The organism is Paraburkholderia dioscoreae (assembly GCF_902459535.1).
Taxonomy (GTDB): domain Bacteria; phylum Pseudomonadota; class Gammaproteobacteria; order Burkholderiales; family Burkholderiaceae; genus Paraburkholderia; species Paraburkholderia dioscoreae.
Genome location: NZ_LR699553.1, coordinates 1473379 through 1492524 on the forward strand (window position 1 = coordinate 1473379; position 19146 = coordinate 1492524).

Annotated in this window: 15 protein-coding genes and 1 pseudogene; 10 read left to right on the forward strand and 6 right to left on the reverse strand. The window is 62.1% G+C overall.

Annotated elements, in window-relative coordinates:
• Positions 1-63 precede the first annotated feature (63 nt).
• Together PDMSB3_RS06645 and PDMSB3_RS06650 are read right to left on the reverse strand one after the other, a co-directional pair.
• Complete coding sequence (locus PDMSB3_RS06645; protein ID WP_007182501.1) at positions 64-1338, reverse strand: acyl-CoA dehydrogenase family protein; 1275 nt, start codon at positions 1336-1338, stop codon at positions 64-66.
• Between the two features lie 51 nt (positions 1339-1389).
• Positions 1390-2727, reverse strand: coding sequence for an LLM class flavin-dependent oxidoreductase (locus tag PDMSB3_RS06650; protein WP_007182500.1), 1338 nt, complete (start codon positions 2725-2727; stop codon positions 1390-1392).
• Positions 2728-3707: 980 nt separating this feature from the next.
• Here PDMSB3_RS06650 and PDMSB3_RS06655 point away from each other — a divergent pair.
• The 6 genes and pseudogenes from PDMSB3_RS06655 to PDMSB3_RS37785 all read left to right on the forward strand — a co-directional run.
• Positions 3708-4469, forward strand: a complete 762-nt coding sequence (locus PDMSB3_RS06655) for a substrate-binding periplasmic protein (RefSeq protein ID WP_405044849.1) — start codon at positions 3708-3710, stop codon at positions 4467-4469.
• On the forward strand, positions 4466-7264 hold the full coding sequence (locus tag PDMSB3_RS06660) for a bifunctional diguanylate cyclase/phosphodiesterase (protein WP_007182497.1): 2799 nt from the start codon (positions 4466-4468) through the stop codon (positions 7262-7264). The genes PDMSB3_RS06655 and PDMSB3_RS06660 overlap by 4 nt, the downstream gene beginning before the upstream one ends.
• 78 nt (positions 7265-7342) lie before the next feature.
• Complete coding sequence (locus PDMSB3_RS06665; RefSeq protein ID WP_007182496.1) at positions 7343-8251, forward strand: methyltransferase; 909 nt, start codon at positions 7343-7345, stop codon at positions 8249-8251.
• A 107-nt stretch (positions 8252-8358) separates the two neighbouring features.
• Positions 8359-9492: an acyltransferase family protein gene (locus PDMSB3_RS06670; RefSeq protein WP_165185473.1), complete on the forward strand. Its 1134-nt coding sequence runs from the start codon at positions 8359-8361 to the stop codon at positions 9490-9492.
• Positions 9493-9662: 170 nt separating this feature from the next.
• Complete coding sequence (locus PDMSB3_RS06675) at positions 9663-10925, forward strand: MFS transporter (RefSeq protein ID WP_007182494.1); 1263 nt, start codon at positions 9663-9665, stop codon at positions 10923-10925.
• A 126-nt stretch (positions 10926-11051) separates the two neighbouring features.
• A pseudogene (locus PDMSB3_RS37785) lies at positions 11052-11162 on the forward strand (LysR substrate-binding domain-containing protein); the annotation flags it as partial.
• Between the two features lie 76 nt (positions 11163-11238).
• Here PDMSB3_RS37785 and PDMSB3_RS06685 read toward each other — a convergent pair.
• Positions 11239-12150, reverse strand: a complete 912-nt coding sequence (locus PDMSB3_RS06685) for a DMT family transporter (protein WP_007182493.1) — start codon at positions 12148-12150, stop codon at positions 11239-11241.
• Between the two features lie 125 nt (positions 12151-12275).
• Here PDMSB3_RS06685 and PDMSB3_RS06690 point away from each other — a divergent pair, with 125 nt between their 5' ends.
• A complete protein-coding gene (locus PDMSB3_RS06690) occupies positions 12276-13205 on the forward strand; it encodes a LysR family transcriptional regulator (protein ID WP_007182492.1) in 930 nt (309 codons plus the stop codon).
• 98 nt (positions 13206-13303) lie between these two features.
• Here the strand turns inward: PDMSB3_RS06690 and PDMSB3_RS06695 are convergent, their stop codons facing one another.
• On the reverse strand, positions 13304-14284 hold the full coding sequence (locus PDMSB3_RS06695) for a chemotaxis protein (protein WP_007182491.1): 981 nt from the start codon (positions 14282-14284) through the stop codon (positions 13304-13306).
• A 413-nt stretch (positions 14285-14697) separates the two neighbouring features.
• Here PDMSB3_RS06695 and PDMSB3_RS06700 point away from each other — a divergent pair, with 413 nt between their 5' ends.
• From PDMSB3_RS06700 to PDMSB3_RS06710, 3 genes are all read left to right on the forward strand, one after another.
• Positions 14698-15261, forward strand: a complete 564-nt coding sequence (locus PDMSB3_RS06700) for a DUF4142 domain-containing protein (RefSeq protein WP_007182490.1) — start codon at positions 14698-14700, stop codon at positions 15259-15261.
• A 189-nt stretch (positions 15262-15450) separates the two neighbouring features.
• Positions 15451-17184: a tetratricopeptide repeat protein gene (locus PDMSB3_RS06705; protein ID WP_165185476.1), complete on the forward strand. Its 1734-nt coding sequence runs from the start codon at positions 15451-15453 to the stop codon at positions 17182-17184.
• Positions 17185-17271: 87 nt separating this feature from the next.
• Positions 17272-18297 carry an aldo/keto reductase gene (locus tag PDMSB3_RS06710; protein ID WP_007182488.1) on the forward strand — a complete coding sequence of 342 codons (1026 nt, stop codon included), beginning with the start codon at positions 17272-17274 and terminating at the stop codon, positions 18295-18297.
• A gap of 51 nt (positions 18298-18348) precedes the next feature.
• Here the strand turns inward: PDMSB3_RS06710 and PDMSB3_RS06715 are convergent, their stop codons facing one another.
• Both PDMSB3_RS06715 and PDMSB3_RS37650 read right to left on the reverse strand, forming a co-directional pair.
• Complete coding sequence (locus tag PDMSB3_RS06715; protein WP_232064128.1) at positions 18349-18792, reverse strand: cyclic nucleotide-binding domain-containing protein; 444 nt, start codon at positions 18790-18792, stop codon at positions 18349-18351.
• A 134-nt stretch (positions 18793-18926) separates the two neighbouring features.
• On the reverse strand, positions 18927-19094 hold the full coding sequence (locus tag PDMSB3_RS37650; RefSeq protein ID WP_197740259.1) for a hypothetical protein: 168 nt from the start codon (positions 19092-19094) through the stop codon (positions 18927-18929).
• Positions 19095-19146 lie beyond the last annotated feature (52 nt).

A 19146-nucleotide genomic window follows, 5' to 3' on the forward strand; every position in this document is an offset into this window, starting at 1 on the left:
CATGAACAAGCGTCCTTCCGCGATCGTTCGATCCCGGAAGGTTGATGACTCTTGCCGAACGACTCAGGCTTTGCCCACCCGATAAAAACTCGGCGGCAGAGTGCCGTTGACTGCAAATGCGCCGACCTGGCGTTCGCGATAAACGCGCGGATTGTGCGACGAAATCGTGCGCGCGTTACGCCAGTAGCGGTCGAGACCTTCCGTGCGCAGCGTGGCCGATGCGCCCAGCGCGTCGAACAGATCGGTACTCGCGTCGAGCACCAGCCGGGTCACGACCGAGACGGACTGATCCACTTCCACATGGGCCTCGGTGTTGGCATGCTCACGTCGTGCTTCGCTCGCAATCGGATCCTGGTGAGCCTCGTAGCTGCGCTGCAATGCTTTCGACGCTTGCAGCACCACGGCATTGGCGGCATAGGCCGCCGCGTGCAGACGTCCGACTACCTGAAGGATTTGCGGATCGTCGGCCACGCGCGCCGCGTTGCCGTGACTGTACACACGGTCGCGATGGTGCACGCGCTGCGCAACGTCGTCCGCGAGGGCGCGCCCGATACCGGCCAGCGACGCCAGGTGGACCAGCTGATAGAACGGCACCGCATACGGAAAACGCGAGGAAGTCGGGCGGACCCATTCGGGCTCCACCGCGACGTCCGTGAAGATCGCGGTGCCGCTGGCGGTGAGCGCCTGGCCGAAGCCATCCCAGTCGTCCACTACTTCGACACCCTGCGCATGACGCGGCACCTGCAGGTACACCGTCTCCTCACCATCCTGTGCGGCCACGGCGATCCAGTCCGCGAACAGTGAGCCGGTGGTGTAGAACTTCTTGCCGTTCAGGCGCAGGCCATTCGGGGTCCTCGCCAGATGGGTGGCAAAGGTGCCGACCCTGGCGCTGCCCGCTTCGGACAGCGCTGCGCCGATCAATGCGCCCTCCGCCAGCAGGCCGAGCCAGCGCGCGCGCCAATCTTTTTCAGGCGCGGTCAGTACATCCTCGACGAACCCCAGGTGCGCCCGCACGGCGTTGACCACGTTGGTGTCCGCTGCGCCCAGCTCGATCAGCAGCGCAATCAGTTCGGGCAAGGTAGCGTCCACGCCGCCCTGATCGCGCGACAAACGCAGGCGGATGAAGCCCGCTTCGCGCAACCAGCGGATTTCCTCGTGCGGCAGTTGATGCAATCGGTCGCGCTCGACCGCGCTGGCACGGATGCGCGCGAATAGTGGCCGGAAGCGGCTGGCGAGTTCCTCATAACGGTCGCTGGGCGCGGCGCCCCAGGCGGAGTGGGGCTCGAAAGGGGCATCGCTATCCGATGAGGCGATGGTCGCGGGCACGGCATGGGTCATGGTCGGTCACTCTTTGAGGGAAAATAACGTGTCGAAGTGCGTGTGCGTGTATCAACGGGCGGAGCCAGCACGGGTGGGACGTTTCAGCCCAAGGTGCTCGCGCAGCGTGCGCCCTTCATATTCGGTGCGGAAAAGGCCGCGCCGGCGAAGCTCGGGCAGGACCTGATCGATGAATTCGGCGAGGCCTCCCGGGAACCAGGGCGCCATGATGTTGAAGCCATCGGCACCGCCTTCTTCGAACCACTGCTGCAACTGGTCGGCGATCGTTTGCGGCGTGCCGACCACCTGCTGATGGCCACGCGCGCCGGCAATACGCAGATACAGCTGCCGGATCGTCAGCTTGTCACGACGCGCCAGTTCCACCAGCAGATGCTGGCGGCTTTTGGGGCCATTGGTTTCGGGAAGCTCGGGAATGGGGCCATCCACGTCGTGATTCGACAGATCGATGCCGCCTATCACGGTCGACAGCAACGCTACGCCAACCACGGGATCCACGAGCGACTGCAACTGCTCGAATTTTTCGTCAGCTTCTTCCTGCGTGCGGCCTACTACCGGGAAGATGCCGGGCATGATCTTCACGTCGTCCGGATGCCGGCCGAAAGCGGGCAAACGGCCCTTGATGTCTGCATAGAAGGCCTGGGCTTCGTCGAACGTCTGGTGCGCGACGAAGATGACTTCCGCGGTGCGGGCTGCCAGCGCGCGGCCGTCCTCGGAGGCACCCGCCTGCACGATCACCGGACGCCCCTGCGGCGAACGGTTGACGTTCAGCGGTCCGCGCACCTGGAAATGCTCGCCGCGATGATCGAGCACATGCAGCTTGTCCGTATTCAGGTAGATGCCGCTCGCCTTGTCGCGTGGAAAGCTGTCTTCCTCCCACGAATCCCACAGGCCCAGCACGACATCGTGGAATTCAGCGGCACGTTCGTAACGCTTCGCGTGCTCCGGCAAATCGTCGCGGTTGAAGTTGCGGGCTTCCGTGGAACTGCTCGATGTCACGAGATTCCAGCCTGCCCGTCCCCCCGAAATCTGGTCCAGCGACGCGAACTTGCGTGCCACGTTATAGGGTTCGTGGAACGAGGTGGAAACCGTCGCGATCAGACCGATGCGCTCGGTGACGGCCGCCAGCGCCGAGAGTAACGTAAGCGGCTCGAAGAATTCGCTCCGGGCCGTGCGCGCGAGCGAGCCGGGATGCGTGCTTCTCACACCGGACGAATCGGCGAGAAACACGGCGTCGAACTTGGCCGCTTCGGCGAGGCGCGCCAACGCCACATAGTGGCGAAAGTTGCTGCCCGCGTCCGCTTGTGCATCGGGATGACGCCAACCGGCGATGTGATGGCCGGTCTGCATCAGAAATGCGCCGAGGCTGAACTGGCGAGTGGCTTGAGTCATGATGGCCCTGAAGGTGGGTGGGAGATCTGGCAGACCGGGATGACGGTGGTGGTGTCGGAATCCAATGCACGGGTGGCCGCGTCGCAAAGCAGCCCTTGCGCATCGGCAACCAGCGCCCGCGCATGCATTGCTACCTGAAGCGTGATTGGGAATTCGACCGCGCCGCGATATACCCGCGGATAGAGGCCTGACATGCGTCAAACGAAGCACCCGTGTCGGAAAGCGTGGCCCGGTCTGGAAGCCCAATGGTCAGTCGGTGATTGTTTCCCGTTGCCCGGTTGGACTCAACAAACCATTTTCGATATGCATATTGCGCGGGAAGGAATTATCTGGCGCCGGGCTTCGAACAGGTCAGTCGCGACGGAAATGGTTTGCTGCGAGTTGGCCGACGCGAAGCCCGCAATAGCAGGATTGGATTCGGTAGCCGGGGCGGAGCCGGCAGAGCCGAGGTTGTCGCCCGTGGCGCCCAGCGACGAAAATCCAGGGAAGTCCTTGCTGGGAACGGAGGGGATGGAAATTCGCGGTATTCGGCACACGCAACGTAGTCCCCCTCTCTTCGCCAGAAACCGGACTAAAACCCCGTAAGTTGAAACGATTACGGCTTTTTTGCTTTTTTGGGCCCTTTGTCGGCCATCATGCAGCCCGGTATCGTGCAAACTTACTGTCGAAGTTTTGTGACCGCTGTCGCTCGACACGGGAATTCGCCCGCGGGAAAAGCTACGGCGCGTCCTAAAGAACGACAATGCGCTGCCGATAGTGCGTGCAGAGGTTTTGTGAAGGCGGATTTGGGCGTTCGTTGCGGATCAACTACGCATTGCCTCGGAAAAGCATCCTAAAATGCCCGACCAGGCCCGGATTTTCGGGGAAGTGGCGGTATGGCCTTGCCGCCGGGTCATGGTCGTCACGGATAAGCATTCAATGATGAGACATTCCGCTACGGAGGCGCTGTGATTCGAAACTGGCTTGGCGGTGTGTTATTGATGATATGTTGCGTGAGCAACGTCTTTGCGGCCGGCCCCGATTGTTCCCGGCCGTTTACGCTCGGATTACACGACCACGGGCTGCTCTATTCGCTCGATACCGATAGCGGCATCGACAAGGACTTCGCGGATGAGTTGATCCGGCGCAGCGGTTGCCAGATCAAGCTGAGCCTCATGTCGCGTGCACGTATCTGGAAGCTGATCGAGTCGGGTGCGCTCGATTTCAGCCTTTCCGGAATTGCGAATGACGAACGCAACCAATATGCTTCGTTCGCATGGTACTTCAGCAACAAATACTATCTGCTCGTGCGCAAAGACGCAGGCATCCACGACGTCGCGGAGTTCGAGCAGGACGATCACGCCCAACTCGGGGTAATCCGCAGTTTTCGCTATAGCGATTCCGCCAATCAACTGGTCGACAAACTGACGGCGGAAAACCGGATAAGCCAGGCAGGCGGACTCGAACCCCTCTATCAGGCGCTCATTCTGCGGCATATCCAGGGCATGATTATCGAACCGTTCGACTATCCCGCGCTGGAAGAGAAAAAGATACGCGACGTGACCACGATCATCGAGTTCAACGATCCCTCCGTGCCGCACGGACTGATCATGTCAAAGAAAGCACTCCCGGAGGCCGAACGGAAGAAGTGGCAGGCGCTGGTGGACGAAATGCGCGCTGACGGGACTGTGCGCCGCATCTTCGAAAAATACTTCAGGCCGGAGCTGGCCGATGCGATGGTGAACTTCAAGGCGTCGCCGTGACCCGGGTGCGCTCCGTCCTGCTGCCGCTGCTCGTGTTAACCGCGTCGCTTTGCGTGACGTGGACGGTATGGAATCACGAGCGGCAAGCCACCAGCAAAGAATTGCGCACCCAGTTTGATTACACCCTGGGCGATGCGGTCAGCCGCATCGAACAGCGCATGGCGAGCTACGAGCTCATGCTGCGCGGCGTGCAGAGTCTGTTTGCCGCGAACGGTACGATCGACCGCGACAGGTTCCGGCGCTATGTCGGCGCGCTCAATCTCGACGCGAACTTCTCCGGGATCCACGCCGTCGGTATCGTCGAATGGGTACCGGCGGCGTATAAGGCGAGTCACATGGCGAGAATGCGCGAGGAAGGCATTCCCGGCTATACGATCCAGCCCGAAGGGCAGCGTGAGGACTATGCGCCGCTCGTTCAGCGCGAGCCTTATGTCGGCCTCACGCAGAGTTCGCCCGGCTTCGACACCTGGAGCGATCCGGTGCGGCGCGCCGCAATGGAGCGAGCCCGCGACTCCGGCATGGCGGCACTTTCGGGAACGGTGCACCTTTTGATCGATGCGGATTCGGAGCGCCGGCCGGGCTTCATCATGTACCTGCCGATCTATGCGTCGGGTGAAACGCAGGAGAACGTCCTGCAGCGGCGGGCCCACATTACCGGTTGGGTCTATGCATCGTTCCGTATGCACGACGTGATGGCGAGCCTCTACGGCGAACAGCCCGCGGGCGTCTCGCTGGCCATTTACGATGGCGTAGCGGCATCGGACGCGGCGCTTCTATACCGCACCCCGGCTGCGAACAGGCGGCATGCGCCCGCGTTGATGTCCGCAAACGAATACCTGGTCGTGGACGGGCGCGACTGGACGCTGTCGATGGATGCCTCCGACGAATTCCGTTCCCGGCTGGGCAGCAACGCGGAGTCGTTGATTGCAGGCGCTGGAATCGGGCTGAGTCTGCTGCTGGCTCTTCTGACCTGGCTGATGGTGACAGGGCGGGAGCGCGCCATCCGTCTGGCTTCGGAAATGACACGGGAGTTGCGCGAGAGCGAAGAGAAATTTCGCGCGATCGCCGATTGCACGGTGAACCTGGAGATCTGGTGGGGACCGGACGGGAAACCGCGCTGGATCAATCCGTCCGTCGAACATTACACGGGCTACACGGTCGCCGAATGCATGGCCATGCCGAACTTCGCACGCACGCTGATCCATCCGGATGACGTAGAGCGCGTTGCGCCTGAATTTCAGAAAGGGCTTCAGGGCTTTCGCGGCGACGATCTCGAGTTTCGTTGCGTGCGCAAGGATGGTTCGCTGCTGTGGCTCTCGCTCTCGTGGGTGCCGATCAGCAATGCGAGGGGAGACTTCGTCGGCTTTCGTACGAGCGGGCGCGATATCACCGAGCGTAAGAAGTCGGAAGAGAAGATCCGGGAACTGGCCTTCTACGACACGCTGACCCGCCTGCCCAATCGCGCACTTCTTCTGGACCGGCTGAGGGAGTCGATGGCGGCCAGCCGCGAGAACAACGTCTGCGGCGCGCTCATGTTCATCGATCTCGATCACTTCAAGACGTTGAACGATACGCTCGGCCACGACAAAGGCGATCTGCTGCTGCGACACGTCGCGTATCGGCTGTCCAGTAGTGTCAGCAAGGGAGACACAGTCGCGCGGGTGGGCGGTGACGAGTTCGTGGTCGTGCTGGGCAATCTGAGTCTGAACAAGGCGGCCGCGACCGCGGAGACCGAGGCCGTGGGCGAGAAAATCCTCGCCGTGCTGGGCCGCGCCTACGAGCTCAATGGCGTTCAGTTTCGCAGTACCGCCAGCATCGGCGTCACCGTCTTCGACGCAGAGCAGACCTCCACGGACGAGCTGTTCAAACAGGCCGATCTCGCCATGTATAAGTCCAAGGAGCGTGGCCGCAATGCCATGTGCTTCTTCGATCCCGCCATGCAAACGACGGTGCTGAAGCGAGCCGAGCTCGAGGTGGGCTTGTGCAATGCGATCGAGGAGAACCGCTTCGTTCTGCATTATCAGGCGCAAGTCGTCGACGGCGATCATATAACCGGCGCCGAGGCACTCGTGCGTTGGGAGCATCCCGTGTGCGGCCTGATACCTCCGGCGGAGTTCATTCCGCTTGCGGAGGAAACGGGCCTCATTCTCGAAATAGGGCGAATGGTATTGGAGTCCGCATGTGCGCAGCTCGCGCTGTGGGCAACGCAGCCGCAGATGGCGCATCTGTCGATCGCAGTGAACGTCAGCGCCCGGCAATTCCGTGAGCCGGACTTCGTGGAGAGCGTGCTGGACGTGATCAACCGGAAAGGGGCGAGGGCGGACCGGCTGAAGCTGGAACTGACCGAGAGCGTTCTCGTTGAAAACGTCGAGGATATTATCGAAAAGATGGGCGCTCTTCGAGCTCGAGGCGTGACGTTCTCTCTGGATGACTTCGGGATTGGATACTCCTCGCTGTCCTACCTGAAACGGTTGCCATTGGACCAGCTGAAAATCGACCGTTCCTTCGTGCGCGACATCCTGGAAGACCCCAACGATGCTGACATTGCGAGAACCATTGTGGCGCTTGCCCGCAGTTTCGATCTTGGCGTCATCGCCGAGGGCGTCGAGACCGAGGCGCAAAGAGACTTTCTTGCGGTAGCAGGATGCCATGCCTATCAGGGGTTTCTTTTCTGCAAGCCGCTTCCGGTACGGAGTTTCGAGCAGTTCGTGGCGAGCTTCGAATGCCGGGACCGGATGGAAGACCGGCGGCATGGTCGCGATGAGAGAAGCGTCGATTCAGATACGGTGACCTGACCGGCATTGTGCAACGCACCGTCCGGCCGATTTTCGATGCTGTACACTTCAGCGGAAACTTCAGCCGGAGGGCGCGGCATGGATCGCAAGGTCAAACTGCTGTCTGGACTGAATCTGTCGAGTGCAATCGGTGCGGAAATCGGTGCGCTTTGCCGACCCGTGGTGACGCGCTCGGAGGGTACGGTTTACTACATCGACCACGCCAGTACAGAAGTTCTGCGCGAAAAATATAAACACGATCCGAATGTCGATATCGACGCGCTCGTGGACGTCGATGCCGTATGGGGCCAGCAATCGTTATCCGAAGCGCTTGGCGGCAAATTGGTCGATTATGTGATCGCCTCTCATGTGGTCGAGCATGTTCCCGATCTCGTCGGCTGGCTTGCCGAGGTCGGTGCAATACTCAAACCGGGCGGCCAGTTGCGGCTCGCAGTGCCCGATAAGCGTTTCACCTTCGATCTGATGCGGGAAGATTCGCGCATCAGCGACGTACTGAGCGCCCATGTCGTGCGGGCGCGCATTCCGCAGCCGCAGGCCATCATCGACCATATTGTGAACGTGCGATACGACGTCAGCGCAGGAGAGATTTGGGCCGGCATACGTTCGGATGGGCGGCCGGCGCATACGTTCGCGGATGCGATTGCTTCCGCCCGGGACGCATTTGCAAACGGCAACTATCACGACGTGCACGTCTGGGTATTCACGCCGGTCACGTTTGCAAGGATTTGCCGGCAACTCGTTGAAAACGGATTGCTGAGCATGTCATGCGCTAACTTTTTCGACACCGCCAGAAACGAACTCGAGTTTCAGGTTCACATACGGCAGTGCGCCGATGTGGAATTCGCTGCCGCCACCTGGGCACGCGTGGAAGCGGCAGCCATGTCTCTGCCGCCACCCGCGAATCCCGCTGTGCCGTTGCCTGAGGGGCGCGCCGCGCCTTCTCTATTGCAGCGTGTCGTCCGGCGCATGGGACGTGTGCTGTCATAGCGCGATCCCGGCAGCGGACCTCCGTCGCCCTCCTTCATTGCAACTCGATTACGGTTATCTATTATCGTGACGACCCGGAATGTTTCCGTAATCTGTAAAATGCGCGGATGGAAACACACAGCATCCGAGACGCAAGCTCTTTGCGCTACGTAGCCGGCCTCGATGGACTCCGAGCCATTTCGATGATGCTGGTCGTTCTGTTTCATTACACGAGCTATTTTTCCAGCCGCCTGGCAGGGTTGGGCGGCACCTGGAGCGGTGTAGTGCGTATTGCTTCGACCGGCTGGATAGGCGTCGACGTATTTTTCGTGATCTCGGGTTTTCTGATCACAACAACGCTGTTGAAGAGGCCGGTCGATTCGCTCGCGTCATACTCGACATTCATTCGGCGCCGCGCAATCAGATTGCTGCCGGCCTATGTCGCAAGTCTGCTGATATTCACACTTGTCGCGCTACTGGGTGATCCGCATAGCAAAGTACTGAGAAACGAGTATCTGCTATGGACATTCACGGCCAGCCTGCAGTCGCTGCTGGGTGATCGGGTCGCACTTGCCGATCAGTATTTCTCGATGGCGCATTTCTGGACGCTGGCGGTGGAATGGCATTTCTATCTCGTCTTCCCGCTTCTCGTCGCCCGTTGCCGCTCATACTTTCGCCCGGCCGTGGCGCTGCTGCTGATCGCCATCGCCTTCCGACTGATATGCCATTTTGCCGGGATTTCCGACAACGGCATCTATACATTCACGCTTTGCCGGATCGACTCGATTGCGGTAGGTTGCCTGCTGGCACTCGTGCCTGCCCGCATTGGTTCAAGGCAGTCGGCAGCGGCCGGCATGCTCGGCGCGGCGCTTTTCATATCGATCTGGATTGCCTTGGCGCTTTCAGACGTGCCATTCAAGACCCTGGCATGGCTTCAGACGTTTGGTTATACGCTTCTGGCCATTTCGCTCGCGTTGATGATCTACCGGGTCATCCATTCCTCTCCGCGCTCGGTGATCGTGCGTGCGCTGGAATCCAAGCCGCTTGCTTCGACGGGACGCGCAAGTTATAGCCTGTATATCTGGCACTTGCCCTTTTATCCGGCCGTTGTGCTGGCCGCGCAAAGTAACTTCACGGACGTCAGGCTTGCCTATCTGGTCGCAGTGCTGACTGGCGTCGTGATGACGGCGGCGCTCGGGGGGCTCTCTTATCGGCTGGTCGAATCCCGGTTCGCCCGGGCGCGCCCAGCGGTGCTTGCCTGAAAACGGCGTACCGTTGCGCGGCAACGCATTCGCACTGCTGCAGAATCACCGCGATCGACCCCGTCGGGTAATCGCGGCAAGACGCGCTGCGCGGGATCGTAGAGCAAGGCGGATCATCTTGCTCTAAACTAGCTGCCGCCCAAGCCAGCCTAGTCAAAAGCAAGAACGCCATGCCTCCAGAACCCGCCGACCCGTCCGACTCTTCATCCGTTAGTCTGCCGAAACAGCCCGCATTTCAACGTTTCTGGTGTACCCGCATCCTCTCGTCGCTGTCGTTCCAGATGCTCGCTGTGGCAATGGGCTGGCACATCTACGCGCTCACACACAGCGCCTTCGCACTGGGCCTCGTCGGCCTCGCGCAATTTCTACCGATGTTCGTGCTGACGCTCGTGGTCGGCCATGTTGCCGACCGTTATGACCGCCGGCGAATCGCGGCCATCTGCCAGAGCCTCGAAAGCGTTGCTGCATTGCTGTTCGCCTGCGGCACTTTCGGTGGCTGGATCAGCGCGCCGGTCATCTATGTGCTGGCCGCGTGCGTCGGCGCGGCGCGAGCATTCGAGTCGCCCGCGGTGGCTTCACTGCTGCCGGGCGTCGTGCCGCGGGGGCAGTTGCCCAAAGCCACGGCGTGGGCCACATCAGCGAATCAGACCGCGCAGATCGCGGGCCCGGCACTGGGCGGTCTGCTCTACGGCATCGGCCCCGGCGCGGCTTATCTCGCCTGCACGTTGTCGTTCGCCGCCGCCGCCACGGCCGTGTGGAGCATCCCACTGCGGGCGAAGCCGGCGAACCGCGCGCCCGTCACGCTCGAGTCGGTATTCTCGGGCATCGCCTTCATTCGCAAGGAGCCGGTCATTCTCGGCGCACTGTCGCTCGATCTGTTCGCCGTGCTGTTCGGCGGCGCGACCGCGCTGTTACCGGTCTTCGCGCGCGACATCCTGCACACGGGGCCGCTCGGCCTCGGGCTGCTGCGTTCGGGCACGGCCATCGGCGCGCTCGCGGGCACCATCTGGCTCGCGCATTTCCCGTTGCGCAACCGCCCCGGCGCGGCGATGTTCGGCGGCGTAATCGCGTTCGGCGCGGCCACTGTGGTGTTCGGGCTGTCGCATCAATTCCTCGTGTCACTCGTCGCGCTCATGGTGCTGGGCGCCTCGGACACCATCAGTGTCGTCGTGCGCCTGTCGCTCGTGCAGTTGCGTACGCCGGACGACATGCTGGGACGCGTCAGCGCGGTCAATTCGCTTTTCATCGGGACGTCGAATCAATTGGGCGAATTCGAATCCGGCGTGACGGCGGGGTGGTGGGGCGCACAGCCGGCTGTCCTGGTAGGCGGCGTGGCGACCATTGCCGTCGCTTTGCTATGGATGCGTTTTTTTCCGGAACTCGCTCGCACGCGCTCACTGGAGCGCGAAGAGGAACTGGCGCCGAGCCATTGACCGGTTGCACCCGGCGCGCGGACATATTCCCAACCTTTAGCGGCTTGCGCGCCTCCCACGCGCGGATGATCTGACGTCGGCTTCACCCATCCATGATGGCGGCACCTTCACTCGGCTCCTCTCATCATGCGCATTGCCCCGTTGCCTCCGCTCCAATGCCTGGTCGCATTCGAATCGGCCATACGGCATGCGAGTTTCACCAAAGCCGCCGCGAAACTGCATCTGACCGTTTCAGCGAGGCGAAGTGGTGAGCGAGCGCGGCAGCGTGGCGTCGCGCTGATCGACGCATCTGTGTTTTGGCGCAGGCCGTTGCTCAGGCCCGCGCGGCACTCACGCGCAGTGCGCTCCATCGCACTGTCGCCAGAACCGATGCCGCGACGATCAATGCTCCGCCGACCCACGCGGTTGCCGAAATTCGCTCACCTAGCCAGAGGCAGGCAAACAACGCTCCGAACGCCGGTTCGCTGCCCATCAGCAGCGAGACGCGTGTCGGGCTGCTGCGCTTGATCGCGAAGTTCTGCGCAAAGAACGCGAACAGCGTGCATGCAATCACGAGATAGCCGACGTAACTCCAGAACACAGCATGTCCGGCAAGCGAGGGCAACGGCTGCCACTGCTGCGGCACGAACAACCAGGCGGCCGCGGCGCTGCCGAATGCCACCACACCCGACTGAACCGCTGTTACCGACAAGGGCGGCAGGGCAGAGTCGCGCATGACGCGTTTGGTTACGCACACCGTCAATGCGCGCAACAGCGCGGCCAGCAGAATCAGCGCATCGCCCGGGTTGAAGCTCAGTGCGCCGTCGCCCGCGAGCAGCCACGCGCCCAGCAGGGAAAGTGCCACCGCCAGCCATTCGACACGACTCGGCTTGCGCCTGAGCAGCAACCATTCGACAAGCGGCGTGAGCACCACGCATAGGCTGATCAAAAAGGCGGCGTTGGCCGCACGGGTCATCAGGATGCCGAAGGTTTCGCACAGAAAGATGCCCAGAAGCAGCGCGCCGGCGATCAGCACGCCGCGTAGCGTGCGGGCGTCGGCGGCGCGCAGATGGCGCAGAGCCGGCGACAGAATCACGAAAGTGATGCCGAAGCGCAGCGCAAGCAGGCCCAGCACCGGATAAAACACTAGCGCGCTCTTGACCACGCCGTAACTGGTGCCCCACACCACGGCGACGGCGAGCAGCATCAGATCGGAAAGCATGAGCAGGCGTTCCTGTTTCGACATGGTAGACCTCGATTGAAAGAGCCCGTATTGTCGAACTTTGCGTGACGCGTGATAATCGGGTCGTGGTGCATAGCGTTTGTGTCACAAATGCATTAATAGACTGGTCGCACTCACGGAATCCGACGATGACCCCAACGGAGCTTTTCGCCTTGCTGCCGGACATGGCGGTATTTGCACGCGTCGTCGATGCGGGTAATTTCTCGGTGGCCGCGCGGCAACTCGGCAGCACGCCATCCACGGTCAGCCGCCAGATCAAGCGGCTCGAAGACGCGCTCGCAACGCGTTTGCTCGAACGTTCCACGCGCACGGTGCGAGTCACGGAGTCCGGCGCACAAGTGGCGCGATTCTGCCGCGACATGGTGAGCGCCGCGTCGGGTGCGGTCGATGCGGCGGGACAACTGGCTGGCAAACCCCAAGGCAAGGTCAGCGTAAGCGCGCCGACCCAGTTCGCGAAGTCCGTGATTCATCCGCTCATCCCCGGCTTCCTGCGCGCTTACGACGAGGTTGACCTGCAACTGCTTTTCACCGATCGCGATGTCGATCCGCTTGCCGACGATATCGATCTGGTGATCCGCCTGACCGAGCATCCGCCGCAGGGTCTCGCGGGGCGCCGGCTGGGCGCGGTGCGTTGGCTGCTGGTGGCGTCGCCGGCGTATTTGCGCGAGCGCGGTACGCCGGCGCAGCCGCGCGATCTGCTGAAACACGCGTGTATCTATCTCGGCGAGACGGCCGACGACAACCGCTGGCGCTTTCGCCGCGGCACCGAGACACAGAGCGTCGACGTGAAGGGGCGCTACATTGCGAATCACGCCGGTGCGCGACTCGAAGCCGCGTTGCAGGACTTCGGTATTGCGTGCGTGCCGGAATTTGCCGCCGCGGAGTGGTTGCCAGGCGGCGAACTCGTACAGGTTCTACCGGACTGGAATCTCGAAGCGCGCGCTTACGTGGGGTCGGTGTGGCTGCTTTATCCGCCGAACCGTTTCTTGCCGCCGAAGGTGAGGGCGTTGATCGATTACCTTGTCGAGCATCTTCACGACGCGCTCGATACGGCATGAGAACCGCCGCACGCGTGCTGAATCGCGGCGGATATTCTTCGGTTTCTGCCCGGGTGTTTCGCTGCGGATGCTGCCAGACAACCCGGACAAACGAACCCTCAAGCAACCACCTCACTCAAAGGCAAAACCCCCAGAGCATTCCGAATGGCGTCGGCCAACTCAGCAGCGGCAAACTTGGCCACATACCCATTAGCCCCAGCGTTCTTCACATGCGCCTCGTTGGCCGCCCCGGTCAGAGAAGAATGAATGATGACCGGAATATCACGAGTACGTTCGTCCGCCTTGATCTGCCGGGTCAGCATGAACCCGTCCATCTCGGGCATCTCGAGATCGGTGAGAACAAGCGCAATACTATCCTTCACCCGCGTCCCATTGGACTGAGCCTCGCGCGCAACCTGCTGCAAGGTATTCCAGGCTTCTTCCCCGGTCTTGGTCATGACGAAGTCAGCCCCAATAGCACTCAAAGCCTGCTCGATCAACTTACGGGCAAACCCGGAATCATCGGCAGCAAGAATCTTCGCCCCATGCCGAATGCCCAACGCCGCCCCAACGGAAGCAGGATCGACACTCGGATGCTGTGACGGAAACACATCACGCAACACCTGCTCCACATCGATTACCTGAGCGAGCCGCGAGTCGCCCGTATTGCCGTCGATCCGCGCGATACTCGTGACGAGATTGCCGCCTGCCGCGCCCTCGGCGGACAACACCTGGTTCCACTCCAGCCGTACGATATCGTCGACTTCCTCGACCGCGAACGCCTGCGTCGAGCGCGCGAATTCCGTCACCAGCAGGATGTTCAGACCGCGTGTGGGCTCGCAGCCCATCAGTCGCGGCAGGTCGATCACAGGGATGATCTGCCCGCGAATGTCCACCGCGCCCATCACGAACGGCGACGAACCGGCGATCGGCGTGACGGTCGGCATCGTCGAGATCTCACGCACCTTGAAGACGTTGATGCCGTACAACTCATGCGCGTCGCTGCCGGGTACGGAGCCCAGCCGGTACAGCAACAGCTCGAATTTGTTGGAACTCGTCAGGTTGCTGCGTTCATCGCTCGCGCGGTTTTCTACGGCCATTGAATCTCTCCAGAATTGCGGTGCGTGTGGTGCGCCATGCAATCGCTATGTTCGATCCTGGCGCGCGCCCTACCTTTCAGTTATCGGCGCGATCGGCGGAAAGTTCAACGATTCCACGCTCTTTTCCTTGCATGCTCTGGTTAACACGCAGCCGATAGGCGAGGCATGAGGTCGCCCGAACGGGGCCGCCGCGATGCAGACCTGGCAGGCCATTCATATGAAGGTTACCTGCGGTTACAGAAGCGACAGCGTCGTATCACATGGTGCACAGCGCGCCTCCTAGAATGCACAGCGATTAAAGCGTGGCGCAGTCAGGGGCTCGCAAGCTGACCGCGAGGTGTCCGTGCGGTCAGCACGCCGCCCGAGGCGCACACGCATTTGCCGTCGTTTCGCTTCCACCTCAAGGAGAACGTATGATCCGCTTGCCTCTCGCCACCATCACCAGTGCCTGCGCGGCTGGTCTGCTCGTCGTCGCCACCGCGGCCAGCGCTCAAACCGCTCCCGCGGCGCCCGCTGCGGACGCCGGCCGTCTGCATGCCGCCGACCAGACATTCATCGCGGACGGCACCAAAGCCGTCGCGACGCAGCGCGACGCCGCACGCCTCGCCACCTCGCGCTCGACCGACCGCGACGTCAAGGCGTTCGCCGAACGCGTGTCGGCCGATAACGCGAAAATCTCCGACGCGCTGCGCGCGGCGAGCCCGCGCGGTGTCGATGTGCCGAAAAACGACCCCGACGCAGCCGTGATCGCGAGCATCAACAACCTGCGCGGCGCCGACTTCGACAAGGCCTATATCGAACAGGTCGCGCTCGCCGGCGAACAGAAAGCACTGTCGGCATTCCAGGCGGAAATCGCTTCGGGCCGCGACGAGCAGTTGAAGGACGCGGCAAAGAAGGCGCTGCCGACTATCCAGGAGCACTACGCGATGGCGCAGGATCTCGCCAGGCGCAAGCATCTATCCAGCGCGGCGCAATAAGCAGCAGGCAGTAGACAGCAAGCACTTTGACACGCGTCACGCTGCTGCGTGAACGCGTGTCAGTTCCAGTGCGCAGTTTTCGGCGATAATCGGCTTCGCTCTTTCGGGTCCGCTGCGCGCATGATGCTGCGTGGCGCGCGCTCCGAAAGCTCCCATGATCTTCACGTGCATTCGATCGAAGCTGTCCGCATGAGCAAGCCTGTCAATCTGCCGCAACAGTTGGACCATATGCTTCGGCAAGCCGTCGGGCTTCAGCAGAACGGCGCATTTGCCGAGGCCGAGGAACTCTATCGCGAGATTCTCGAACTCAAACCTCGTCATTTCGACGCGCTGCAATTGCTGGGTGCGCTGGCGCTGCAAGCGGGCCGCTTGCAGGAAGGCGTCGAATTACTCAGAAAGGCGCTTGCCGTCAACGCGAAACAGGCGCCGATCCATTCGAATCTCGCCTATGCATTGAACGCGTTGCAGCGTTTCGACGAAGCACTCGCGAGTGCGGAGCGCGCACTGGCCTTGCAGCCCAAATTTCCCGACGCACTGAACAATCGCGGCAACGCGCAAGCCGGCCTGAACCGGCCGCTCGACGCGCTCGCCAGTTTCGATCGCGCGATTGCGCTGACGCCGGATTTTGCGCAGGCCTGGAACAACCGCGCCTGTGTGCTGCGCGACCTCGGCCGTCCCGCCGATGCGCTCGCCAGCTGTGATCACGCGCTCGCATTGCAGCCGGCTTATCCCGACGCGTGGAGCAATCGCGGCAACGCATTCAGCGACCTGAACCAGCCGGAAGAAGCGGAACGCAGCTACCGTCGCGCGCTCGAATTGGCCCCGGCATTTGCCGACGCCTGGAATAACCTCGGCCTCGCGCAGATCGATCTCAATCAGCACGCGCAAGCGCTCTCGAGTTACGAGCGCGCACTCGCCGCGAATCCCGCGGCGGCTGAGACGCATTGGAACGAGTCGCTGTGTCTGTTGCAAATGGGGCGGCTCGAAGCTGGCTGGCAGAAATACGAGTGGCGCTGGGAGCGCAGCCGGATCAAGGCAAGCCGGCGCGTGTTTGCACAGCCTCTTTGGCTGGGGGATTTTTCGATCGGGGGCAAGACGATTCTGTTGCACGCGGAGCAGGGCCTCGGCGACACGCTGCAGTTTTGCCGTTATGCCGCGCTGGTGTCGAAGCTCGGTGCGAAGGTCATGCTCGAAGTGCCGCCCGAATTGATGCGCCTCATGTCCACGCTCGACGGCGTGGACCAGTTGATCGAAGCCGGCGAGGCGCTGCCGCCGTTCGATTGCCACTGTCCGCTGCTGAGTCTGCCGCTGGCATTCAAAACAGACCTCGACAGCATTCCTTCGGCCACGCCGTATCTCTACGCGCACGCCGAAGCGGCTCGCCAATGGCGCGACCGGATTCACGCGCAAGCAGACACGCGCCTGAAAGTCGGACTCGTGTGGGCAGGCGGAAACCGGCCGCATGTCGCTGAACTTCGCAAGAACGACGCGCGCCGTTCGATCGCCTTCGAGCAGCTCGCGCCCATTCTCGACGTGCCCAACGTGCAGTTCTTCAGCCTGCAGAAAGGACCGGCTGCACAGCAGTTGAAAAGCGGCGAGTGGGGTGGCCGCATTGTCGATTACACGGAAGAACTGGACGATTTCGCCGACACCGCGGCCCTGGTGGCGAACCTCGACCTGGTGATTTCCGTGGACACATCCACGGCCCATCTGGCCGGCGCACTCGACCGGCCGGTGTGGATTCTGAACCGCTTCGACACCTGCTGGCGCTGGATGCTGGAGCGCACCGATACGCCGTGGTATCCGGGCGCGAGGCTGTTCAGGCAGCCCGCGTTGGGCGATTGGGACAGTGTGATGCAGGCCGCGCGTGATACGCTGGCTGCGTTGAGCGCATCGGCTGCGAACGCCGCGCATCCCGGATAAAGATACCGTTCCCGCTCCGGCGAATTTACGCGGACGCGCGTAGACTGAACGTCCGTTTATCGACGGTTCAGCCACGGAGATACATCAATGGAATACAGACATCTGGGTGCATCCGGTTTCAAGGTGCCGGTACTGAGCTTCGGCACGGGCACGTTCGGCGGCAAAGGCGAGTTCTTCCAGGCGTGGGGCGCGACCGACGTCGCCGAGGCGCGTCGTCTGATCGACATCTGCTTCGATGCGGGCGTCACCATGTTCGACAGCGCGGACATCTATTCGAGCGGGGCCTCCGAGTCGGTGCTCGGTGAAGCGCTCAAGGGCAAGCGCGACAAGGCAATCATCTCGACCAAGGCAACCTTCCGTTTCGACGACGGGCCGAACAGCGTCGGCTCGTCGCGCTTCCATCTGATTCAGGCGGTGGACGCGGCGCTCAAGCGCTTGCAAACCGATTACATCGACCTGTTCCAGTTGCACGGTTTCGACGCCAGAACGCCGGTCGCCGAAGTGCTGTCGACGCTCGACGATCTGGTGCGCGCCGGCAAGATCCGCTATACCGGCGTGTCGAATTTCTCTGGCTGGCATCTGATGAAGTCGCAGGACGTGGCGGACCGCTACGGCTATCCGCGCTACGTCGCCAATCAGACCTACTATTCGCTGGTCGGCCGCGATTACGAGTGGGAGTTGATGCCGCTAGGCGTCGATCAGGGCGTGGGCGCGGTGGTGTGGAGTCCGCTCGGCTGGGGGCGTCTCACCGGCAAGATCAAGCGAGGTCAGCCGTTGCCCGATTCGAGCCGCTTGCATAAAACCGTCGACATGGCCCCGCCGGTGCCGGACGAGTATCTGTTCCGCGTGCTGGATGCGATCGACGAGATCGCGGCCGAAACCGGCAAGACCGTACCGCAGATCGCGCTGAACTGGCTGCTGCAGCGGCCTACCGTCTCGACGGTGCTGATCGGGGCGCGCAACGAGGAACAGTTGCGGCAGAACCTCGGCGCGGTGGGCTGGAATCTGACGCCCGAGCAGGTAGCCAAACTCGACGCGGCGAGCGCGGTGCGTCCCGCTTATCCGTACTGGCATCAGGAAGGCTTCGCGGAGCGCAACCCGAAGGCGGTGTGAGCGCGTGCTTGCGTTCGGCGACACGCTGCATACACGCGCTCCGGTTCGACCTCACTTCGCGAGTTCGGCCGGGGCGGCGAACAGTTCGCTGTAATAGCGGCGGCCGGCGTCGAGATGCGGGCCGAACGCAAAACCTTGCGCGAGCATGGCGTCGAAATCCGCGCGTTCGATTTTCATCACGTAGCTGTGTTCGGTGGTGACGAGGCGGCACGAGGTGCCGGTCGCCGCCGCCGCGCTGAACCACTTGCCCGCGCTCGCGTGGCCCGACGCAAACACATGTTGTCCGGTTTCGATTTGCCAGCCGCCGTCCAGCAGAATCCAGATGGACTGGTCACGAGCCGTAGTCGTGTCGTGCGTGCATTGGGCGACGACGGCACCGGCTTGCGCTTCCCATTCATGCGAGTGGGCGATCACCCATCGCAGTTGATCGGTCGTCAGGCGGGTAAAGAACGGCGTGTGCTTCAGCAAATGAAGGTAAGTGACCGAGGGTTTCATGGTCGTGCTCCTCGTCGTGACTGAGGCGTCGGACGGTTGAGGTTGAGGTTCGCATGCGCCGATCAGAACCGGCAGCAGGACGGCGCATGCGATCAGCGTGGCTGCTTTCATGGCGGTATGTCGTACCGCCGCGCTCAACACCGGACCCGTGCTTCGAGTAAGTCGCCCATGCCGATTCGCCGCGCGAAGTCGATCCGCACACGCTCCGACACTTCAATATGGCCGGCTTCGGCGAGCGACTGCGCGGTCAGTTTGCCGATGCCCGTGCCGGCGCCCGTCACGAGGATGACGTTCTTCTGCATTTTCTTCTCCGATTCGATGAAGTGAGGCGGCCTTCAAAGGCCGCTCGGCGAG